The sequence below is a fragment of the Nocardioides albidus genome (assembly GCF_006335005.1).
Lineage (GTDB): Bacteria > Actinomycetota > Actinomycetes > Propionibacteriales > Nocardioidaceae > Nocardioides > Nocardioides albidus.
Map to the genome: position 1 here is coordinate 135755 of NZ_VDMP01000023.1, position 19749 is coordinate 155503.

The window sequence follows — 19749 nt, forward strand, 5'->3', positions numbered from 1 at the left end:
TGCCGGTGACCGAGCCGGTGCCGCAGCACACCGACACCCGCCCGCGCGGCCCGATGGTCGTCGCGGCCCTCGCCGTGCCCGCACTCTGCATCGCTCTCGTGCCCGCCGCCCTCTGGCTCGACATGGGCGCGCCGACCTCCGGCCCGGGGTACGACGTATCGCTCGGCCCGGGCTGGCCGTGGACGTTGATCGGTGCGCTGCTGGGCGTGCTCGCCGGAGTCATCCTGGTGAAGGAGCCGCGCCAGCGGGTCGGCTGGGTGCTGGCCGGCTCCGGCCTCTTCTGGGCGCTCGACGGCTTCTCGCAGAGCTACATCCTGTCCGGCCTGCGGGAGGCCGACTCGTGGCCGGGGATGACCTTCGCGCTGTGGTTCCTCAATCGCTTCGGGTCCTACCTGACGTCGGTGACCGCGGTGCTGGTGATGATCTTCCCGACCGGCCGCTTCCTGTCCGGTCGCTGGGGCACGGCGTCCTGGGTCGCCACGGTCGCGATGGTGATCAGCGGCCTGTGCTTCCTCGTCATCCCGGCCGAGGGTGATCGGTCGATCCCCGATCTGCCGGCCGGCGTCGACGAGGACCCGACCTCGATCAGCGCCCTCTCCGGGCACGCCGACCAGGTCGCGACACTCGGGCTCGCGCTCGGCATCGGCGGCTTCTTCTTCGCACTGCTCTCCGTCGTCGTGCGCTACCGCCGCTCCGAGGGCCTCGACCGCGACCGGATGCGCTGGCTGCTGTGGAGCGTCATCGTCGTCGTCGCGGTGAGCATCGGGACGCTGGCCTTCTCGGTGCCCGACGGCGACTTCATCGGCGCCCTCGTGGCGTCGGTCGTGCCGCCGATGGCGATGACGATCGCGATCGTCCGCCCGACGCTCGTGTCGATCCAGGACCTGCTGGCCCGCACGGCCGTGCTGGCGGCCGTCTTCGCCGTACTCGTCGCCGCCGACGCCCTGGTGCTGTGGCTGTTCACCCTGATCCTCGACGACGAGCTCACCCAGGCCCAGGTCGTCGGGGTGGTGCTCATCGTCTCCGTGGTGCTCTACGGCCCGGTGCGGCAACGACTCTCCGCCGCCGTGCGCCGGGTGATGCTCGGCGAGCGCGGCAACCGGTACGACGCCGTGGCCGGTCTGGCCTCCACGCTGGAGAACACCGACGACACCACCGAGCAGCTCGCCGCGGTCGCCCGGGCCGTGGCCTCCGCGTTCGCCGTCCCGTTCGTCAGCGTCGAGGTCGACCGCGGCCACGGCGAGCGCCTCGTGACCACCGTCGGCGAGCGCCCGGCGGACGTGCGCACCCTCCCGATCACCTACCGCGACGCCACCATCGGCCGCCTGGTGCTCCCCGCCCGCGGCCTGCGCAGCCGGCTCACCGTGCGCGACGAGGAGCTGCTCGGCGACCTCGTCCGCCAGGCCGCCACCGCCGCGCGGACCGGCCAGCTCGCCGAGGAGGTCCAGCGCAGCCGCGAGACCCTCGTGACCGCCCGCGAGGAGGAGCGGCGCCGGATCCGGCGGGACCTGCACGACGGGTTCGGGCCGGCGCTGAGCGGGATCGTCTTCCAGCTCGAGGCCGCGCGGATGACCGTCGAGCGCGACCCGGCCCGGGCGCGGTCCCAGCTGGAGACGGTCAGTGCCCAGGTGCAGGAGGTCGTCGCCGACGTACGGCGGCTGGTGCACGAGCTGCGCCCGCCGGCGCTCGACGACCGCGGCCTGGTCGGCGCGCTGCGCCAGCAGGCCGAGCACCTCGCCGTACCCCTCGACGTCACCGCGCCCGAGGACCTGCGCCTGCCTGCGGCGGTCGAGGTGGCGGCCTACCGGATCGCGGGGGAGGCGCTCACCAACGTGGCGCGCCACGCCGAGGCGACCCGGGCGAGCCTGCTGGTCGAGGCCGCCGACGACGCGCTGGTGCTCGAGGTCATCGACGACGGGTGCGGGATCCCCGTCGACCGGGCCGCCGGCGTCGGCCTGTCCAGCCTGCGGGAGCGCGCCGCCGAGCTCGGCGGCACCACCACCATCACCAGCCCTCCCGGAGGCGGCACCGTCGTCCGGGCCCGACTGCCCCTGAGGGATCCAGCATGAACCAGGCCATCCGCGTCGTCGTCGTCGACGACCACCAGATCGTCCGCGACGGGCTCATCTCGCTGCTCGGGGCGCTCGACGGGATCGAGGTCGTCGGCTTCGCCTCCGACGGACGTGAGGCGCTGCACGTGGTCGAGAGCACCGCCCCCGATCTGGTGGTCATGGACATCCAGATGCCGCACCTCGACGGCATCGAGGCCACCCGCTTCCTCACCGGCCGCGACCCGGGCCTGCGGGTGGTCATGCTGACGATGAACGAGGACGACGACATGGTGTTGAGCGCGATCCGCGCGGGCGCCTGCGGCTACCTGCTCAAGGGGGCCGGCGCGGACGAGGTGCAGCACGCCATCCGCTCCGCGGCGGCCGGCGGGATGGTGTTCGGCGCCAGCCTCGCCGCCAAGGTCGCCGGGTTCTTCACCGGCGCCGTCCCTGCCGCCCGGGCCGACGACGAGCCCTTCCCCGAGCTGACCGACCGGGAGCGCGACGTCCTCCAGCGCATCGCCGCCGGCCGCACCAACGACGAGATCGCCGCCGCGCTCTACGTGTCCAACAAGACCGTGCGCAACACGGTCTCGGCGATCTACGCCAAGCTGCACGCGACCGGTCGGGCCGACGCCATCGTCAAGGCGCGGGAGGCGGGCTACGGCCGCTGACCGGCGGTCGGCACAATGGACGTCATGTCGGACCAGGACCCCCAGGCGCACATCAAGTCCAACGCGGCGAAGATCAACGAGCTCAACGACACGATCCGCTTCACCATGTGGTCGGTCTTCCGCCTCGAGCAGCCGCTCGGCGCCGACGACGTCGTCCGCAAGAGCGAGGCTGCCGAGCTCGACGCCCTGCTGGCCGAGCTGGCCGCCGAGGACGTCGTCGTCCGCGGGCTGTACGACGTCGCGGGGCTGCGCGCCGACGCGGACCTGATGGTCTGGTGGCACGCCGCGACCAGCGACCAGCTCCAGGCCGCCTACCACCGGCTGCGCCGTACCTCCTTCGGCGCCCGCCTGGCCGCCGTGTGGTCGCAGATGGCGCTGCACCGCCCTGCCGAGTTCAACCGCAGCCACCTGCCGGCCTTCCTGGCCGACGAGCGGGCGCACGACTACGTCGCGGTCTACCCCTTCGTCCGCTCCTACGAGTGGTACCTCCTCGAGGACTCCGAGCGTCGCCGTCTGCTCGCCGAGCACGGCCAGATGGCTCGCGACTACCCGGACGTGCGCGCCAACACCGTCCCGAGCTTCGCGCTGGGCGACTACGAGTGGATCCTCGCCTTCGAGGCCGACGACCTGACCCGGATCGTCGATCTGATGCGCCATCTGCGCGGCTCGGAGACCCGCCGCCACGTCCGCGAGGAGGTCCCCTTCTACACCGGCCGCCGGGTCACCGTCGGCGACCTGGTCGACCGCCTGCCCTGATCGGGCGTTCTCGCCCGCACGGCAGTCGGCCGGACTACTGTCGCGCCATGATCCGCCGTGTCGTCCTGGTCCTGCTGGCTGCCCTCGTCGGGCTCGGCCTCGTCGCGTGCAGCGACGAGAAGGAGAGCGCGAAGGAGAGCGGTGAGAAGCAGTCGGGCGCGGGGTCGTCGTCCTACGAGCCCTACGACCGCGAGTCGCTCATCGCCGCCATGGGCAAGGCGATCGAGGCGAACCCGACCGTGCGCTTCCGGGTCGACGCGGGCAACGAGCAGATGGACTTCCGGGTGCGCTTCGGCAAGGGCGACGAGGTCGCCATGGCCGGCACGATCGAGGGCGACGAGCCGTTCGAGATGGTCGCCGTCGACGGGCACTACTACGGCCGCGAGCCCGGGGACGCGAAGTACGTCGAGCTGCCCCAGGAGCTCCTCGGGCCGCTCCTGGAGGAGATCGGCGACATGTCGCCGCGCGCCATGGTCGAGGACATGCGTCGCGACACGAAGTCCGTCGAGTACGCCGGGTCGGAGACCGTCGACGGCGAGGTGCTCCATCGCTATGACGTCGAGGTGAGCCCGGCCGCGGTCCAGGAGGAGCTCGGTGCGGACGCCAAGGGGCTCCGGGTGCGCTACCGGATGTGGCTGGCGGAGGACGACCTCATGCGCAAGGTGGTGGTGAAGGCGATGGGCGCCGAGGTCGTCGCGCACATGAGCGACTGGGGCGCCGACCTGGACATCCAGGCGCCCGACCCCGCCGACGTCGAACAGCCCTAGGCGCCACGCCGTCCGCCGTTTCGTTTGCAAAGTCTATTGACTTAATCCACTATGGAGGCATGACCAGCCTCCTCCCAGTCCTGCACGGCATCCGCCGGGCGTCCGGGCTGTGTTGTCGCTGCTGTTGATCCGCGCCACCCGATCCAGCACCGACCACTCCCGGAGGAATCCCGTGACCCAGCTCGCCGTCCTGCCCCTGCTCGAGGTCGTGCGCGACCATGCGACCGATCCCGACCTGCTCCACCTCCTCGACCACGACCCGCACGAGCGCTCCTGGATCCGCCTGCTCGCCACCGACGACTACGAGCTCTGGCTGATCTCGTGGCCGCCCGGCGCCGCCACCGACTGGCACGACCACGGCTCGTCGTCCGGCGCCTTCACCGTCCTCGAGGGCCGGCTCACCGAGCACACCTTCGACGGCGGGCTCCAACTGATCGACGTCGGCCCCGGCGACGGCAAGGCCTTCGGCGCCGGCTACGCCCACGACGTACGCAACGCCACCGACCGCCCGGCCCTCTCGCTGCATGCCTACTCCCCGCGCCTGCACACCATGACCCGGTTCCGGTTCCGCGGCGACCGGCTGGAGATGCTCGGCGTCGAGCGCGCGGGGGAGGAGTGGTGAGCGTCGTCGCACCCGCCCCGGGACCGGCGCTCCCACCGGTCAGGTACGACGGCGTCGACGCCCTGCTCGAGGCCGCTCGCTCCCGACTCGACCGGATCAGCGCCCGGGCCGCCTTCCAGGAGCTGGTCGGCGCCGGCGCCCTGCTCGTCGACATCCGGCCCGCCGCGCAGCGCGCCCGCGAGGGCGAGGTCGCCCGCTGGCTGCCCGCCCTCGTGGTCGAGCGCAACGTGCTCGAGTGGCGCTTCGACCCGCGCAGCGACGCGCGCCTGCCCGAGGCGTCGTACGACCGCCGGGTGATCGTGCTGTGCCAGGAGGGCTACACCTCCTCCCTCGCCGCGGACGCCCTGCGCAGCATCGGCGTGGAGCGGGCGACCGACGTCGTCGGCGGCTTCGCGGCCTGGCGCGCGGCCGGCATGCCGGTCTCCGGCGTGGCCGCGTGATCCCGCCCGCGAGGGTCGCCTGAGTAGGCTCGGAGCCATGGCATACGAGGTCGAGAAGACGGACGAGGAGTGGCGCGCCGAGCTGACTCCCGAGGAGTACCAGGTCCTCCGCAAGGCCGGCACCGAGCGGGCCTTCACCGGCGAGTACACCGACACCGAGACCACGGGCGTCTACCGCTGCAAGGCCTGCCAGGCCAAGCTGTTCGAGTCCGACACGAAGTTCCACTCCGGCTGCGGCTGGCCGAGCTTCTACCAGCCGCTCGACAACGACGCCATCGAGTACATCGAGGACAACTCGCACGGCATGAAGCGGGTCGAGGTGCGCTGCGCCAACTGCGGGTCCCACCTCGGCCACGTCTTCCCCGACGGGTACGGCACCCCGACCGGTGATCGCTACTGCATCAACTCGATCAGCCTCACCCTGGAGCCGACCGAGTCCGCATAGGCTCGCGCCATGGCGAAGACCGCGGCCGCGATGGTCCAGGCAGGTGACCGCGAGGTGCGGGTGTCCAGCCCGGACCGGGTGATCTACGAGGCGACCGAGCGCACCGCCGAGGTGACCAAGCTGATGGTCGCCGAGTTCTTCGTTTCTGTCGGCGACGGGCTGATGCGGGCGCTCGGCGAGCGTCCCACCGCCCTCGAACGGTGGCCCTCCGGCGTCCGCGAGGGCTTCCGCCTGGCGACCGGGCCGCGCGACAACGACGCCGAGGCGTTCTACCAGAAGCGCGTGCCCAAGGGCGCTCCCGACTACCTCGAGTCCGTCGAGATCACCTTCCCCTCCGGCCGGACGGCCGAGGAGATCTGCCCGACCGAGATCGCCGTGCCGGTCTGGTGCGCGCAGATGGGCACGCTCACCTTCCACCCGTGGCCGGTACGCCGAGACGATGTCGACCACCCCGACGAGCTGCGCATCGACCTCGACCCCCAGCCCGGGACGACGTTCGGGGACGCCGTCCGCGTCGCCGGTGTCGCCCGCGAGCTGCTCGAGGAGCTCGGCCTGGTCGGCTACCCGAAGACCTCAGGCAACCGCGGCGTCCACGTCTACGTGCGGATCGAGCCGCGGTGGGAGTTCACCGACGTGCGCCACGCCGCCATCGCCTTCGGGCGCGAGCTGGCCCGCCGCGACGACCAGGTCACCACCGCCTGGTGGAAGGAGGAGCGCGGGATGAGGATCTTCATCGACTACAACCAGAACAACCGCGACCGCACCATCGCCTCCGCCTACTCCCTGCGCCCCCTCCCCGGTGCGCCCGTCTCGACGCCGATGACCTGGGACGAGCTCGCCGACGTGACCGACCCCCGCGAGTTCAACCTGTTCACCGTCCCCGACCGGATGGCCGACGGCGATCCGTGGGCGGGGATCGACGACACGTCGTACTCCCTCCAGCCGCTGCTGGACCTCTGGGAGCGCCAGATCGCCGACGGCGAGGGCGAGCTCAACTTCCCGCCGGACTATCCGAAGATGCCGGGCGAGCCGCCGCGGGTGCAGCCGAGCAAGAAGGTCGCCGAGCACTGGGACGCCCAGGGCAACCGGGTCGACGGGACCTGAGCTTGGATTCACCGATTTCCCGCTGCTGCGCGCCACCAGATGGAGCGTTGGCGGCGCCGCCGACGCTCAACAGACGCCCAGTCTGCCCTCGCGCCGGCGGCTTGCCACCGCACCCATCTGGTGACGCTCGCGACGCGGCAAATCGGTGAATCCAAGCTGAGCGCCGACCTCAGAGACCGCGGACGACCGCGACCTCGCACAGCCGTGCGATGTCACCCCGGACCTGCGCGTCGAGTGCCGGCACGGTCTCGCCGACGAGCAGGTGCACCGCTGTGCGCGTCGTACGCCCGGGATGGGGGAGTCCGGACCCGGGGACCATGTCGACGACGAAGTCGCACAGGTCGATGACCCGGTCCCGCTCGGTGGCGGACAGGCCGGCGCCCGCGAGCGCCTCGTAGAGACGGACGTCGAGGGTGTGCAGGGCCGACATGACTGATCAACGACCTCCCTCGGCCCGGCGTTACGACTGCTCGTGCTCGAGCAGGTGGAGAACGGGGACGCCCAGCTTGCGGCGGGCCCGCGAGGTCCAGTCGACGTGGAAGAACTCCGCGACGAGGTGGGGCCGGGTGAGGATGATCGACTCCCGGCCGTCGACCTCCTTGACCTTGCTGATCAGCGCGTCCACCGGCGGCTCGGTGACGACGGTGAGCGATCCGATGATCGCTCCCGCCGCGACCAGAGCCTCACGGGTCGAGGCGAGCTCGCGCTCGGCCTGGTCGCGGTACTCGCCGCGCAGCCGCTCGATCTCGTCCGGCGACGGCGTGATCGGCGGGGCGATCAGGTCGGCGCCGCCGATGACGCCGAGGGAGGCCTCGACCGCCGCGGCGGCGTCCGCCATGGGCAGGAGCACGTGGTACTGAACCTCGATCGTCGGGTCGTCGTCGAGCTCCTGGTGCAGTCCGCGGACCTGGGCTGCGTCGGCGGCGGACAGTGCCTGCTCGACGAGCAGGACGACTGCATACGGTTCCTCGCGGGGAGCGGTGCTCATGAGTCCATCCTGCCGCTCCGGTGGGCGCGCGTCAGCCCCTCGGCCCGGTCTCAGCCCCCGAGCACGTCGGCGAGGTCGTAGCGCACCGGCTGATCGAGCTGCTCGTAGCCGCACGACTCGGGGTCGCGGTCGTCCCGCCACCTCTTGAAGTGGGCGGTGTGCCGGAAGCGCCGGCCCTCCATGGCGTCGTACTTCACCTCGATCACGCGCTCGGGACGCAGCGGCGTGAACGAGAGGTCCTTGCCCTGGCTCCACCGGCTCTGCGTGCCGGGCTGCCGCCCGGGGTTGGCGACGAGGAACTCCTGCCACCTGCCCCACGGGTGCTCCTCGATCGGTACGACGAGCGGCTGGAGCTCGTGCCAGAGCTCGGCGCGGCGCTTCGCGGTGAAGCTCGCGCTGACCCCGATGTGCTGGAGCTCACCGCCGTCGTAGAGGCCCAGCAGGAGGCTGCCGATCAGCGGGTTCTCCGGCGTGCTGGTCTTGTGCTCCCGATAGCCCGCGAGGACGACGTCGGCGGTCCGCTCGTGCTTGATCTTCAGCATGGTGCGGGCGTTGGGGGAGTACGGCGCGCTCAGCGGCTTGGCGACGACGCCGTCGAGCCCGGCGCCCTCGAAGATGTGGAACCACTCCTCGGCGACGGCGGGGTCGGTGCTGGTCCGGGTCAGGTGACAGCGGCCCGGGCTCTCGAGGGGGTCGGCCGACAGGTGGCCGAGCGCCTCCTCGAGCGCCGCCCGCCGCTGCGCGAACGGCCGGTCGAGGTAGGACTCGTCGCCCAGGGCGAGCAGGTCGAAGGCGACGAAGTCGGCCGGCGTCTGCTCGGAGAGCAGCGTGATCCGCGACGCGGCGGGGTGGATCCGCTCCTGCAGGACCTCGAACTGCAGCCGTCCCCTGCCGTCCTCGCCCTCGAGCGCCACGAAGATCTCGCCGTCGAGCACGCACCGCTCCGGCAGCTCGGCCAGCATCGCCTCGACCAGCTCGGGGAAGTAGCGCGTCAGCGGCTTGGTGTTGCGGCTCGCCAGCTCGATCTCGTCGCCGTCGCGGAACACGATGCACCGGAACCCGTCCCACTTCGGCTCGAAGCTCAGCCCCTGCTCGTCGTACTTCGCCGGATCGGGCACCCCCGACACGGCCTTGGCGAGCATCGGCAGGACGGGCGGCATCACGGGGAGGTCCACGGTGGTGAGACTAGTCAGGACGCCGACACTCATCGCTCGGCATCAGTACGACTGGCCGTTGGCGTACCGCTCTCGCCGGAAGTGCCGGCCCTTGCCCCGGTTGCGGCTCTTGAACGTCGGGAGCTGGGAGTCGCAGTTGGGACAGACCATGCGCAGGTTGTCGCGGTGGTTGTTGGCTGCATCGCCGTCGATGTGGTCGAGCACGAAGACCAAGGGCTGGTCGTTCCACTCCTCGACGATGCCACAGATCTCGCAGCAGCCGTCCTGGGCGTCGAGGAGGTAGCGACGGATGTAGTGGTCGCGGCGACTGGCGGCGACGGCGTTTCCCGACCGCAGCCACTCGGCAGTGAGGACCACGCGCCGGTGCGACTGCCCGCAGTCCATGCTGCAATAGACCTTCTGGCTCCGCTTGGTCAGTTGCTTTCCGCAGCCGAGACAGCTCCTCATGAGGCGACGCTATGCACGGGGGCCGACAGAATCTGCCGGCCCGGTCGAGCCGCCTGGGGGACTCGAACCCCCAGCCTTCACATTACAAGGGTGCTGCGCTACCAATTGCGCCAAGGCGGCGTGCGCACGCGAAGCGAGCGACACGCCCATCCTAGTCAGCCCGCGCTCACCGCAGGCGCTCGACCTCGAACCGCTCGTCCGGTACGGCGATCGCGTCCTGAGCCGCGATCAGCCGCAGCTCCCGCTCGCCGGACTCCAGGGTCGCCTCGAGCACGTCGTAGACCGACGCGACGGTCCGCCCGAGGGCCACGGCGGGGGAGCCGGTGGTGTGCAGGTGGGCGGTGAAGAGGGCGGCGGTGATGTCGCCGGAGCCGTTGGCCTTCATCGGCAGCCGCGGGGTCTGCACGATCCAGGCGCCGTCGCCGGTGACGGCGACCATCTCGATCACGTCGGCGGGTGCGCCGGCGCGCTCCACCGAGGTGACCAGCACGGTCGACGGGCCCATCTCGCGCACGGCGTCGGCCGCGGAGAGGACGTCCTCGATCGGCGAGGGACCGCTCAGCGAGTCGCGGCCGGTGATGAACCCGAGCTCGAACTGGTTGGGTGTGAGGATGTCCGCCACGGGGACGACCTCCGAGCGGATGATCGGGGGGATCTCCGGATTCACGAAGCACCCGGACTTCGCGTTGCCCATCACCGGGTCGCAGGTGTAGGTCGCGGCCGGGTTGGCTGCCTTCACCCGCTTGACCGCGTCGACGATCACCGCCGCGACGGCGGGCGAGCCCTGGTAGCCGGACAGCACGGCGTCGCACGTCGCGAGCACGCCACGCTCCTCGATCCCGGTGATCACCTCGGCGACGTCGGCCGGGTCGAGCAGCGGGCCGCGCCAGGCGCCGTACCCGGTGTGGTTGGAGAAGTGGACCGTGAACACCGGCCACACCTCGTGGCCGAGCCGCTGCAGCGGGAAGACCGCCGCGGAGTTGCCGACGTGGCCGTAGGCGACCGAGGACTGGATGGAGAGGATCCGCACGCGGCCATCCTCCCGCGCTCGCCTGCGATCGAGAAAGTGAAACCCTTTCGCAACGAAACTAGAACACGTTACAGTGCGGACGTGGTCAACAACGAAGCCGACTATGTCGTGGTGGGTTCCGGCAGCTCCGGGGCGGTGGTCGCGGGCCGCCTGGCCCAGTCCGGGGCCTCGGTGATCCTGCTCGAGGCGGGCAAGTCCGACGCCAAGGGCCTGCACGGCTACTTCACGCGCAAGCCCGGGATGATCGGGCCGATGCACTCCGAGCCCAAGCTGGAGCGGCTCTTCGACTGGGGCTACCGCTCGGTGCCGCAGCCCGGCCTCGACGGACGCCGGATGCCGGCCCCGCGCGGCAAGGTCGGCGGCGGCTCCTCCTCGGTCAACGGCATGGTCTACGTCCGCGGCAACCGCGCCAACTACGACTCCTGGGCCGCCGAGGGCAACGCGGGGTGGAGTGCCGACGAGGTCAACGCCGCCTTCAAGCGCTTCGAGGACTTCGAGGACGGCGAGAACGCCTACCGCGGCTCCGGCGGGCCGATCCGGATCACCCGCAAGAAGGATCCGCAGGAGGCCACCCTCCAGTTCATCCAGGCCACCGCCGACACCCTCGGCGTCAAGGTGCTCGACGACTACAACGCGGCCGAGCAGGAGGGCATCGCGCGGATGCAGCAGAACGCCGCCGACGGCCTGCGCTACTCCTCGACCCGCGGCTACGTCCACCATCTCGCGCCGCGCACCCTCGAGTTCCAGACCGAGGTCCACGTCACCCGGGTGGTGGTGAAGGACGGCCGCGCCACCGGGGTCGAGGTGATCGACCAGGGCCGGCGAGGCGGGACCCGCCGGTTCATCCGAGCCGGCAAGGAGGTCATCGTCTCGGCCGGCTTCGCCAACAGCCCGCAGCTGCTCATGCTCTCGGGCATCGGCCACCCCGACCACCTGGCGAGCGTCGGCATCGACTGCATCGCCGACCTCCCGGTCGGCGACAACCTGCACGACCACCTCTTCCACCCGCTCTCGTTCCACATCCCGAGCGTCATGTACCGCGGCAATCCGTGGACCTTCTTCAAGGGGATGGCCCGCGACCTCACCGTCGGCGGGTCCTTCCTCGACCACTCCGTGTTCGAGTCCGTGGGCTTCGTGCGTACGTCGATGGCCACCGACGTCCCGGACCTGCAGCTGCACGCGCTGCCCTGGACCTATCCCAGCCCCAACCAGGACGAGCCGATCCGGCACATGCCCGATCCGCGACCCGGCCTGACGGTGTTCTCGACGCTGATCTACCCCCGGAGCCGCGGCACGCTGCGGCTCGCGTCGGCCGACCCGACGGCGGCGCCGCTGATCGACTACGGCTTCTTCACCGACCCGGCGGACGTCGAGGTTCTCGCCGAGGGCACCGAGATGATCCGCGAGATCATGGCCTCCGCCGCGTTCGGGGGAGCGGTCAAGGCGGAGATCCATCCCGGGCCGGACATCCCCAACGGCAAGGCCCTGCGCCACGCCCTGCGCGAGCGGTCGACGTCGGTCTACCACGGCGTCGGGACCTGCCGGATGGGTCCCGATTCCGACAGTCGAGCGGTGGTGACCCCGGAGCTCAAGGTGCGTGGCATCGACGGCCTCCGGGTCGCGGACGCCTCGATCATGCCGAGCATCACCGGCGGCAACACCAACGCTCCGTGCTACATGATCGGCGAGAAGGCCGCCGAGCTCATCCTGGGCGGAGCGAGCCGATGAGCGCCGGTACGCCGACCCGGCCGGCGTCGGTCACCGACGAGCTCCTCGAGCGGCTGGTCGCCCGGGTCCCCGGCCGCACCGGCGCGACCTGGAAGCTGACCGAGGTCTACACCGGCGAGGTCCTCGTCGAGCTCCCGCAGTCGACCCCCGAGGACATCGAGGCCGCGTTCGCCGAGGCCCGCGAGGCGCAGGCGCTGTGGGCGCAGTGGCCCATCGAGCGGCGACTGGAGATCTTCGACCGCGCCCACTCCCTGCTCGTCGACAACGCCCACACCGCCGCCGACCTGATCCAGGTCGAGAGCGGCAAGAACCGGCGGATGGCGATCGAGGAGACCTGCGACCCGCCGATGGTGATGTCCTACTACCTCAAGCGCGCCAAGCGGCTGCTCGCGCCCAAGAGGCACTCCGGGCCGGTGCCGATCGTGTCCGGCTCGACCGAGGTCCGCGTCCCCAAGGGGGTCGTCGGCATCATCGCGCCGTGGAACTTCCCGTTCGCGACCGGGCTGTCCGACGCCATCCCCGCGCTCATCGCGGGCAACGCGGTCGTGGTCAAGCCGGACAACAAGACCGCCCTCTCGCCGCTCTACGGCATCTCGCTGCTCGAGGAGGCGGGCCTGCCGAAGGGACTGTTCCAGGTCGTCTGCGGTGAGGGCCCCGACATCGGACCCACGCTCATCGACAACGCGAACTACGTCATGTTCACCGGCTCCACCGCCACCGGCCGGGTGATCGGCGAGCGCGCCGGACGCAACCTGATCGGCTGCTGCCTCGAGCTCGGCGGCAAGAACCCGATGATCGTGCTCGACGACGTCGATGTGGAGGAGTGGGTCGAGAGCACGGTGTTCGGCGCCTTCGGCAACACCGGCCAGATCTGCATGCACATCGAGCGGATCTACCTGCCCGAGAGCCGGTACGACGAGCTGAGGTCCGCGTTCGTGGAGCGCGCCGCGAACCTGACGATCGGGGCGGCGTACGACTTCGGGCCCGAGGTCGGCTCCCTGGTCAGCCCCGAGCACCGCGACCGTGTCGCCTCGCACGTCGAGGACGCCGTGGCCAAGGGCGCGACCGTCCTGACCGGCGGCCGCGCGCGGCCCGACATCGGCCCCGCGTTCTTCGAGCCAACCGTGCTCGAGGGGGTCACCGGGAACATGCTGGCCGGACACACGGAGACCTTCGGTCCGGTGGTGTCGCTGTATCCGTACCGGACGGTCGACGAGGCGATCCGTCTCGCCAACGACACCGACTACGGCCTCAACGCCTCGGTGTGGAGCGGCGACCTGGCCCGCGCCGAGGCGGTGGCCGCCCGGATCGAGTCGGGCAACGTCAACATCAACGACGCGCTCGCGACGGCGTACGCCTCGAAGGGCTCACCCTCGGGAGGCGTGAAGAAGTCGGGCGTCGGCGCCCGGCACGGCGACCAGGGCCTGTTGAAGTACACCGACGCCAAGAACGTGGCGGTGCTCAAGAAGCAGGTGATGGGTCCGCGGCCGGGCCAGGCCTACGACGCCTACGTCAAGCAGATGTTGAGCTCGCTCAAGCTGATGCGGAGGCTCCGCGTCCGCTGAGCGTGTCGGCGGACGCGGAGCCCTGTGGGGGTCAGGCCTCGATGGCCTCGTGGTCGGACTTCGCAGTGGCGCCCGCGATCTCGACCTTGCGCGGCTTGGCCTTCTCGGCGACGGGGATGGCCAGGCGCAGCACGCCGTTCTCGTAGGCCGCCTCGATCCGGTCGAGGTCGAGGTTGTCGCCGAGGACCAGCTGGCGCGAGAACTGTCCGTGCGTCCGCTCCGAGGCCAGCCGCTGCCAGTCGCCGTTGCCGGCGACCCGCTCGGCCTTGATCGTCAGCACGTTGCGCTCGACGTCGATGTCGATGCTCTCCTTGCTCACGCCCGGCAGGTCGAACTCGAGGACGAACTGCTCGCCCTGGCGCCAGGCGTCCATCGGCATGACGGCGGGTCGGTTCGTCGTCCCCAGTCCGGCGCCGAGGAGCTGCCCGGCGAGCCGGTCGAAGTCGCGGAACGGGTCGGTGGTACGCAGCAACATCACGTGTCCTCCTTCGGGATGCGCCGGCACCGGTCGTGCCGGACGGTTCGTTGATCTGCAACGTCCGTTATAGATAATCTGTTCCCATGAATCAAGGCCACGAAGGGGATCGCCGCGAGCGAACGCGCGGAGTCTTCGCGATCTCCGTCGCGGCGGAGATGACCTCGCTGCAGATCCAGAACCTGCGCGTCTACGAGCGCCGCGGGCTCCTGGAGCCCGCGCGCAGCGAGGGCGGCACCCGGCTCTACAGCCGTGCCGACATCGAGACCCTGCACCGCATCCGGGACCTGCTCGCGGAGGGCCTCAACCTCGCCGGCATCGCCCGCGTGCTCGAGCTGGAGGCCGAGGTGGCCCGTCTGCGACGTCGCCTGGCTCAGGCAACCTGAAGCGAGCGCTTCGACAGCCCCATCCAGAACCCGTCGATGACCTGCTCGCCCGGCTCGGTCGGGTCGCTCGCGGCGCCGAGGGTCACGAACAGCGGCGTGTAGTGCTCGACCGTGGGATGCGCGAAGGGCATGCCCGGCGCCTTGGAGCGGTACGACGCCAGCTCGTCCACGTCGCCGCGGGCCATCGCCTCGCCGGCCCAGGCGTCGAAGTCCGCCGACCAGCCGGGGGCCTCGGCGTCGAGCTTCCAGGACGTCAGGAAGGGCAGGCCGTGGGTCAGGAAGCCCGAGCCGATGATCAGCACGCCCTCGTCGCGAAGGGGCCGGAGCCGGCGGCCGATCTCCATGAGCCGACCCGGGTCGTGCGTGGGCAGCGACATCTGCAGCACCGGGATGTCGGCCTCGGGGTACATGATCTTCAGCGGCACCCACGCGCCGTGGTCGAGGCCGCGCGAGGTGTGCTGGTGGATCGGCTCGGTGCGGGGCATCATCGCGGCGACCCGAGCGGCCAGCGCCGTCGCGTCCGGGGTCTCGTAGGTCATCTGGTAGTACCGCGGCGCGAATCCGCCGAAGTCGTAGACGAGCGGAGCGCCGCTCGCGGAGAGCGAGAGCGGCGCCGACTCCCAGTGCGCGCTGACGATGAGGATCGCCTTGGGGCGCGGCAGGTCGCCGGCCCAGGTGGCCAGCTGGCTCGACCAGAGCAGGTCGTCGAGGAGCGGGGGAGCGCCGTGCCCGATGTAGAGGGCCGGCATGCGCGCGCTGGTGTCCGTGGTGCTCATATCTCCCTCAATGGTTGAGGGTTCAACTATATTCCATCGTCACGTCGGGAGCGACCAGTCGACGGCGGAGCCGCCCCGCTCGACGAGCAGCTGGTTGACCCGGCTGAACGGACGCGACCCGAAGAAGCCGCGCGACGCCGAGAGCGGCGACGGATGGGGCGACTCGACCGACGGGATCGGGCCGAGGTGCGCCTTGAGCGTCTGGGCGTCACGCCCCCAGAGGATGGCGGCGATCGGCGCCCCGGCCTCGGCCCGGCGTACGACGGCCTGGATCGCGCAGGCCGTCACGTGCTCCCAGCCCTGGCCGCGGTGCGAGCCGGGCTCGCCGGGCCGCACGGTCAGCACCCGGTTCAGCAGCATGACGCCCTGGTCGGCCCACGCGGTGAGATCGCCGTGGCCGGGGGAGACGAAGCCGACGTCGTTGGCCAGCTCCTGGTAGATGTTCGCGAGACTGCGCGGGATCGGCCGCACGCCGCGGTCGACGGCGAAGCTCAGGCCGATCGGGTGGCCGGGGGTGGGGTAGGGGTCCTGGCCCACGACCAGCACCCGCACCTCGGCGAGCGGGCGGCGGAAGGCGCGGAAGATGTGATCGCCCGCCGGCAGGTACGCGCGGCCCGCGGCGATCTCGGCGCGGAGGAACTGCCCGAGCGCGGCGACGCGGTCCTCGACCGGCGTCAGCGCCTCGGCCCAGTCGGCGGCCATCAGGCCCTGGTCGACGAGTCGCGAGAGAGCACCCACGGCCGAACCCTAGGACACGGCCGCCCTGTCGGCGGGGCGCCCCTCTCCCTCCCAGGGGCGCCCCGCCGACATGCGGCGTGGCTCCGACGCGGATCCCGAGCCCTGCTGGTCCTCCGGGGGGCACCGGCAAATGGGGTGCCGGACCCGGTGGGGCTCCCTCCAGCGAGCCTGGGGTCCGCGTCGGTAGGGACGAATCTACGCAGCGTTCAGGGGCGGCGGATCGGGAACGCGGCCGGGACCCGTTAGTCCTTTGGGACTATGTCCTGGGAGCGAACGACGGGTTCACTTCCCGAGTGCGCGCGACGCCGCCGAGGAGTGCCGCCGCCTGCGGTTGGTGCCGATAGCCGCGGCCGGCTCGGTGTCCGCCGGCGCCGGCTCGGTGTCCGTCGACCACTGGGTGATCCACTCGTCCATCGCCAGCCAGGTCGTGGTCCGCGCGGCCCGGCCGGTCAGCATCCCGAGGTGGCCGCCGGGCACGACCTCGAAGCGGACCTCGGGCGACTTGCGCAGCATGGGTACGACGGCACGGACCGCCGGGACCGGCGCGATGCCGTCCGTGGCGCCGCCGAAGACCAGGACCGGGACGGTGATCTCGCCGAGGTCGATGGTGCGGTCGTCGAGCTCGAAGGTCCCGCCGGCGAGCTGGTTGCCCTTCGCGAAGCGGTGGTAGAGCTGCCCGAACGTGCGACCCGGGTAGGCGATCATGTTCGCGGTGAAGGCGTCGACGGCCTCCACCTGCGCGAGGAACTCCCGGTCGTCGACATGGGTCGCCAGGGCGATCGGCTTCGTCACCAGCTTCTGGAACGCGCTGAGCTGGAAGGCCCACTTCACCAGGGGCTTCGGCGCACCCCCGAGCATCTGGTAGCCCCGCGTGATCGGGCCGTTGCCGTTGAAGTTGAACAGGTTGAGCAGCGGTCGGAAGGGCGCCAGGAGCGGGACCAGGGAGATGTCGATCGGCGAGCCGACCACGGTCAGCGACGCGACGGGCAGCTCGCCCGAGCGCTCGTCGGCGAGGGAGAGCAGCGAGAAGATTCCGCCCAGGGACCACCCGATGACGTGGACCGGGCGGCCTCCGGCGTGCTCCGACACCTCGCGGATCGCGGTCGGCACGACCTCGTCGACCCAGTGCTCCATCCCGAGGTTGCGGTCGCGGAACGAGACCTCGCCGTACTCCACGAGATAGGTCGGTCGGCCCTCGGTGACGAAGTGCTCCACCAGCGAGCACCCGCGGCGCAGGTCGTAGCAGCTCGAGGGCGCGGCGATCGGGGTCACCAGCAGGACCGGGTCGCCGTGCTCCTGGACGTGGCCCGAGGGGCGGTAGTGGTAGACCTCGCGCAGCGTGCCGTCGTCGATCAGCGTGCGCGGCATCGGGCGCAGGTCGGCCACGCCGCCGTACAGCAGCTTGTGGGCGACATTGCTCGCAGCAGCCACGACCTGGTCCGGGGCGGGGAGCAGACCGGCTCCGGGCAGGGAGCGCAGGGGCACCAGATCCATGTGCGAAAACTACCGCGCGGAGGCGGCCGGCGAGCTCTCCGTCCGGAGGCGGCCGGAACCGCCTACTTCCAGGTGACCGACGCGAGCACCGCGTCGAACCAGTCCTGGGTTCGCGGGTCGGCCTTGGGGCCGGAGAGCTCGAAGAAGACGTAGTGGCCCTCGACGAGGGCGCCCCACAGCAGCACCGACGCGTTGAGCTCGGGAGTGCCCGCGACGACCCGCGTGGTGCTCGCGGTGAACCCCTCGACGCCGTCGACCGTCCGGTTCTCGCCCCGTTCGAACGGCGGGTCCATCACGCTCGGGTCGCCGACGCCGGACACCCGGGCGGCGGTGTCGAGCGACTTGCCCTCGACGGTGGTGAGCTCCTGCTCCGTCTCTCTGAGCAGCCAGATCTGAGGTGTCTCGATGTAGCGCGCACGGTCCCCGCTCGCGCTCGTCGCGGTCCAGGAGGCCGCCGGCAGCCGGTAGGACAGCAGTGCGGTGTCGACGCCGGGACCGGTCGCCGGAACGGTCGACGGATCCGCCTGCGTCGGTGCGCTGGACGACGCCGTCGTGGGCGTTGCAGACGCCGAGGCCCCCGTCCTCTCCGGCTGCTCCGGCGTGGCCGGGTCGCTCTGACAGCCGGCCAGAGGGGGTACGACGACCAGCGCCGCCAGGAGCGCCATGCGGCCAGCGCGATCGGCCATGGTCAGGTCCCTTCCGAGCGAGATGCGGGGCGAGCATACGGCAGCGGAAAATCTGCTCCGGTCAGGTGTAATGGCTCCTGACGCCGGGGATGACGCCTCCAGAGGCCGGTCCTGGCCGGCGTTCGTCGGATCGCAGCGAAGGAGATGGAGATCAGCGATGCTGCTGCCGGAGATGTACGACGGCTTCACCGCCGCCGTGGCGAGAGCCACGCCCACCGGGCTGGGTCTGGTGCAGGAGGCGATCGACGCCGCCATCGCCAAGATCGACATGATGGAGCAGGACAAGCGGCTCGACCCCGCCGAGTTCAGCGCCGCGACCTTCATCCCGAAGTCCGCCTTCGGCGCGGCGGACCGCTCGCCGGAGATCGCGCTCCACCACACCCGCGCGCACGCGGTGATGACGGACACGCTCAAGGGCGTGCGCGCCGACCTCGTGAACTTCCGAGCGGCGTGCGTCGCCGCCCGTGACGACATCGTGGGCGTCGATGACGACGCCGCGGCCGCGTTCATCGCCAGCCGCAACGCCGTCACCGCGGTCGGCCGCGCCGACACCGACAACGCCCAGTCCGCCTACCAGCAGGCCGTCAACGACAACGCGGGGGTGGTGCCGACCGAGCACAACCCCGACTCCCAGGAGGGTCAGGAGGGTGGGGACGATGGCCGGTGAGTTCATCCGTCGCGCCGAGGCCGTAGCGGCCACGTCGAACTCAGCCGAGATCGCCGTGCGCGCCTCCGAGTGGCTCGCGTACGACGGCGACCTGCGCGACCTGGCGAAGGTCCTGTCAGACACGGCCGACGACGTCCAGAAGGGGTTCAGCGACGGTCTCGACGGGGACCCCGAGGGGACCGCGGCCACCGGCAGCGCGGCGTTCCGGGCCATGAGCACCGATGTCCTCGGGCGCGCCGGCCAGATGTTCCTCGCCGGGACCGTCCTCCAGGACGCGAGCACGAAGCTCTCCGACGTCGAGGCCGTCAGGGACAAGCGCCTCGCGTCGCCCAAGCCAGAGCCGACGGAGCCGAACCCGGTCGGGATGACCGAGGAGGAGTACGAGCGCGAGCAGAAGAAATACACCCGGCTCAAGTCGGCCCACGACCGGGACGTCGCCGCCTACGCCGACGAGGACGAGAAGGCGCGCAAGGCTCTCGTGGCCCTGGACCAGTCCTACGCGAGGGCCTCGACGGAGCTGGCCAAGATCCACGGCGAGCCGGTCTATCCCGAGGACCTTCCGCCCGCGGGCGGCAACGTGCCTCCCGGAGGGCCGGGAGGTCCTCCGGTCACCCCGCCGGGCATTCCGCCGGGCACCCCGCCGGGCACCCCGCCCGGGATCCCGCCGGGCACGCCGCCGGGCACGCCGCCCGGGACTCCGCCGGGGACTCCGCCCGGCTTCCCGCCGGGGACTCCGCC

Annotated in this window: 22 protein-coding genes and 1 tRNA gene; 12 read left to right on the forward strand and 11 right to left on the reverse strand. The window is 71.3% G+C overall.

The window, feature by feature from the left end; genetic code table 11:
• The first annotated feature begins 5 nt into the window (after positions 1-5).
• From FHP29_RS10330 to FHP29_RS10365, 8 genes are all read left to right on the forward strand, one after another.
• A complete protein-coding gene (locus FHP29_RS10330) occupies positions 6-2069 on the forward strand; it encodes a sensor histidine kinase (protein WP_139622787.1) in 2064 nt (687 codons plus the stop codon).
• Positions 2066-2722, forward strand: coding sequence for a response regulator transcription factor (locus tag FHP29_RS10335; RefSeq protein ID WP_139622788.1), 657 nt, complete (start codon positions 2066-2068; stop codon positions 2720-2722). Before FHP29_RS10330 ends, FHP29_RS10335 begins: the two co-directional genes overlap by 4 nt.
• A 24-nt stretch (positions 2723-2746) precedes the next feature.
• A complete protein-coding gene (gene hemQ, locus FHP29_RS10340; RefSeq protein ID WP_139622789.1) occupies positions 2747-3478 on the forward strand; it encodes a hydrogen peroxide-dependent heme synthase in 732 nt (243 codons plus the stop codon).
• Positions 3479-3525: 47 nt separating this feature from the next.
• Positions 3526-4245, forward strand: coding sequence for a LolA-like protein (locus tag FHP29_RS10345; RefSeq protein ID WP_139622790.1), 720 nt, complete (start codon positions 3526-3528; stop codon positions 4243-4245).
• Positions 4246-4417: 172 nt separating this feature from the next.
• On the forward strand, positions 4418-4867 hold the full coding sequence (locus tag FHP29_RS10350; protein ID WP_139622791.1) for a cysteine dioxygenase: 450 nt from the start codon (positions 4418-4420) through the stop codon (positions 4865-4867).
• Complete coding sequence (locus FHP29_RS10355; protein WP_192904004.1) at positions 4864-5307, forward strand: rhodanese-like domain-containing protein; 444 nt, start codon at positions 4864-4866, stop codon at positions 5305-5307. Before FHP29_RS10350 ends, FHP29_RS10355 begins: the two co-directional genes overlap by 4 nt.
• Before the next feature lie 37 nt (positions 5308-5344).
• Positions 5345-5752 carry a peptide-methionine (R)-S-oxide reductase MsrB gene (gene msrB, locus FHP29_RS10360; protein WP_139622793.1) on the forward strand — a complete coding sequence of 136 codons (408 nt, stop codon included), beginning with the start codon at positions 5345-5347 and terminating at the stop codon, positions 5750-5752.
• Between the two features lie 9 nt (positions 5753-5761).
• Positions 5762-6856 carry a DNA polymerase domain-containing protein gene (locus tag FHP29_RS10365; protein ID WP_139622794.1) on the forward strand — a complete coding sequence of 365 codons (1095 nt, stop codon included), beginning with the start codon at positions 5762-5764 and terminating at the stop codon, positions 6854-6856.
• A gap of 169 nt (positions 6857-7025) precedes the next feature.
• On the opposite strand, the gene FHP29_RS10370 is transcribed toward FHP29_RS10365, so the two are convergent.
• The 6 genes from FHP29_RS10370 to pdxY all read right to left on the reverse strand — a co-directional run bounded on the left by FHP29_RS10370 (position 7026) and on the right by pdxY (position 10496).
• Positions 7026-7286 carry a hypothetical protein gene (locus FHP29_RS10370; RefSeq protein WP_139622795.1) on the reverse strand — a complete coding sequence of 87 codons (261 nt, stop codon included), beginning with the start codon at positions 7284-7286 and terminating at the stop codon, positions 7026-7028.
• 30 nt (positions 7287-7316) lie between these two features.
• On the reverse strand, positions 7317-7844 hold the full coding sequence (locus tag FHP29_RS10375; protein WP_139622796.1) for a hypothetical protein: 528 nt from the start codon (positions 7842-7844) through the stop codon (positions 7317-7319).
• Positions 7845-7894: 50 nt separating this feature from the next.
• Positions 7895-9019 (reverse strand): ATP-dependent DNA ligase, encoded by a 1125-nt coding sequence (locus FHP29_RS10380; protein ID WP_192904005.1) that lies wholly within the window; start codon positions 9017-9019, stop codon positions 7895-7897.
• Between the two features lie 42 nt (positions 9020-9061).
• Positions 9062-9466, reverse strand: coding sequence for an HNH endonuclease signature motif containing protein (locus tag FHP29_RS10385; RefSeq protein WP_139622797.1), 405 nt, complete (start codon positions 9464-9466; stop codon positions 9062-9064).
• Positions 9467-9513: 47 nt separating this feature from the next.
• A tRNA-Thr gene (locus tag FHP29_RS10390) sits at positions 9514-9586 on the reverse strand.
• Between the two features lie 46 nt (positions 9587-9632).
• Complete coding sequence (gene pdxY / locus FHP29_RS10395) at positions 9633-10496, reverse strand: pyridoxal kinase PdxY (protein ID WP_139622798.1); 864 nt, start codon at positions 10494-10496, stop codon at positions 9633-9635.
• Between the two features lie 81 nt (positions 10497-10577).
• On the opposite strand from pdxY, the gene FHP29_RS10400 reads away from it, so the two are divergent.
• Both FHP29_RS10400 and FHP29_RS10405 read left to right on the forward strand, forming a co-directional pair.
• The gene (locus FHP29_RS10400; RefSeq protein WP_139622799.1) at positions 10578-12224 is read left to right on the forward strand and encodes a GMC family oxidoreductase; all 1647 of its coding nucleotides are present in this window, start codon (positions 10578-10580) and stop codon (positions 12222-12224) included.
• Positions 12221-13789: a succinic semialdehyde dehydrogenase gene (locus tag FHP29_RS10405; protein WP_139622800.1), complete on the forward strand. Its 1569-nt coding sequence runs from the start codon at positions 12221-12223 to the stop codon at positions 13787-13789. The genes FHP29_RS10400 and FHP29_RS10405 overlap by 4 nt, the downstream gene beginning before the upstream one ends.
• A gap of 31 nt (positions 13790-13820) precedes the next feature.
• On the opposite strand, the gene FHP29_RS10410 is transcribed toward FHP29_RS10405, so the two are convergent.
• Positions 13821-14264, reverse strand: coding sequence for an Hsp20/alpha crystallin family protein (locus tag FHP29_RS10410; protein ID WP_139622801.1), 444 nt, complete (start codon positions 14262-14264; stop codon positions 13821-13823).
• A gap of 86 nt (positions 14265-14350) precedes the next feature.
• On the opposite strand from FHP29_RS10410, the gene FHP29_RS10415 reads away from it, so the two are divergent.
• Entirely contained in the window at positions 14351-14650 is a 300-nt protein-coding gene (locus FHP29_RS10415) for a MerR family transcriptional regulator (protein WP_139622802.1), read from the forward strand.
• Here the strand turns inward: FHP29_RS10415 and FHP29_RS10420 are convergent.
• The 4 genes from FHP29_RS10420 to FHP29_RS10435 all read right to left on the reverse strand — a co-directional run bounded on the left by FHP29_RS10420 (position 14638) and on the right by FHP29_RS10435 (position 18344).
• Positions 14638-15426 carry a dioxygenase family protein gene (locus FHP29_RS10420; RefSeq protein WP_139622803.1) on the reverse strand — a complete coding sequence of 263 codons (789 nt, stop codon included), beginning with the start codon at positions 15424-15426 and terminating at the stop codon, positions 14638-14640. The two genes, FHP29_RS10415 and FHP29_RS10420, sit on opposite strands and share 13 nt — an antisense overlap.
• A 39-nt stretch (positions 15427-15465) precedes the next feature.
• Positions 15466-16128, reverse strand: coding sequence for a uracil-DNA glycosylase (locus FHP29_RS10425; protein WP_139622899.1), 663 nt, complete (start codon positions 16126-16128; stop codon positions 15466-15468).
• Between the two features lie 318 nt (positions 16129-16446).
• Positions 16447-17658, reverse strand: a complete 1212-nt coding sequence (locus tag FHP29_RS10430; protein WP_139622804.1) for an alpha/beta fold hydrolase — start codon at positions 17656-17658, stop codon at positions 16447-16449.
• Positions 17659-17720: 62 nt separating this feature from the next.
• A complete protein-coding gene (locus FHP29_RS10435; RefSeq protein ID WP_139622805.1) occupies positions 17721-18344 on the reverse strand; it encodes a hypothetical protein in 624 nt (207 codons plus the stop codon).
• Between the two features lie 157 nt (positions 18345-18501).
• On the opposite strand from FHP29_RS10435, the gene FHP29_RS10440 reads away from it, so the two are divergent.
• Positions 18502-19011 carry a hypothetical protein gene (locus FHP29_RS10440; protein ID WP_139622806.1) on the forward strand — a complete coding sequence of 170 codons (510 nt, stop codon included), beginning with the start codon at positions 18502-18504 and terminating at the stop codon, positions 19009-19011.
• The last annotated feature ends 738 nt before the right edge of the window (positions 19012-19749 follow it).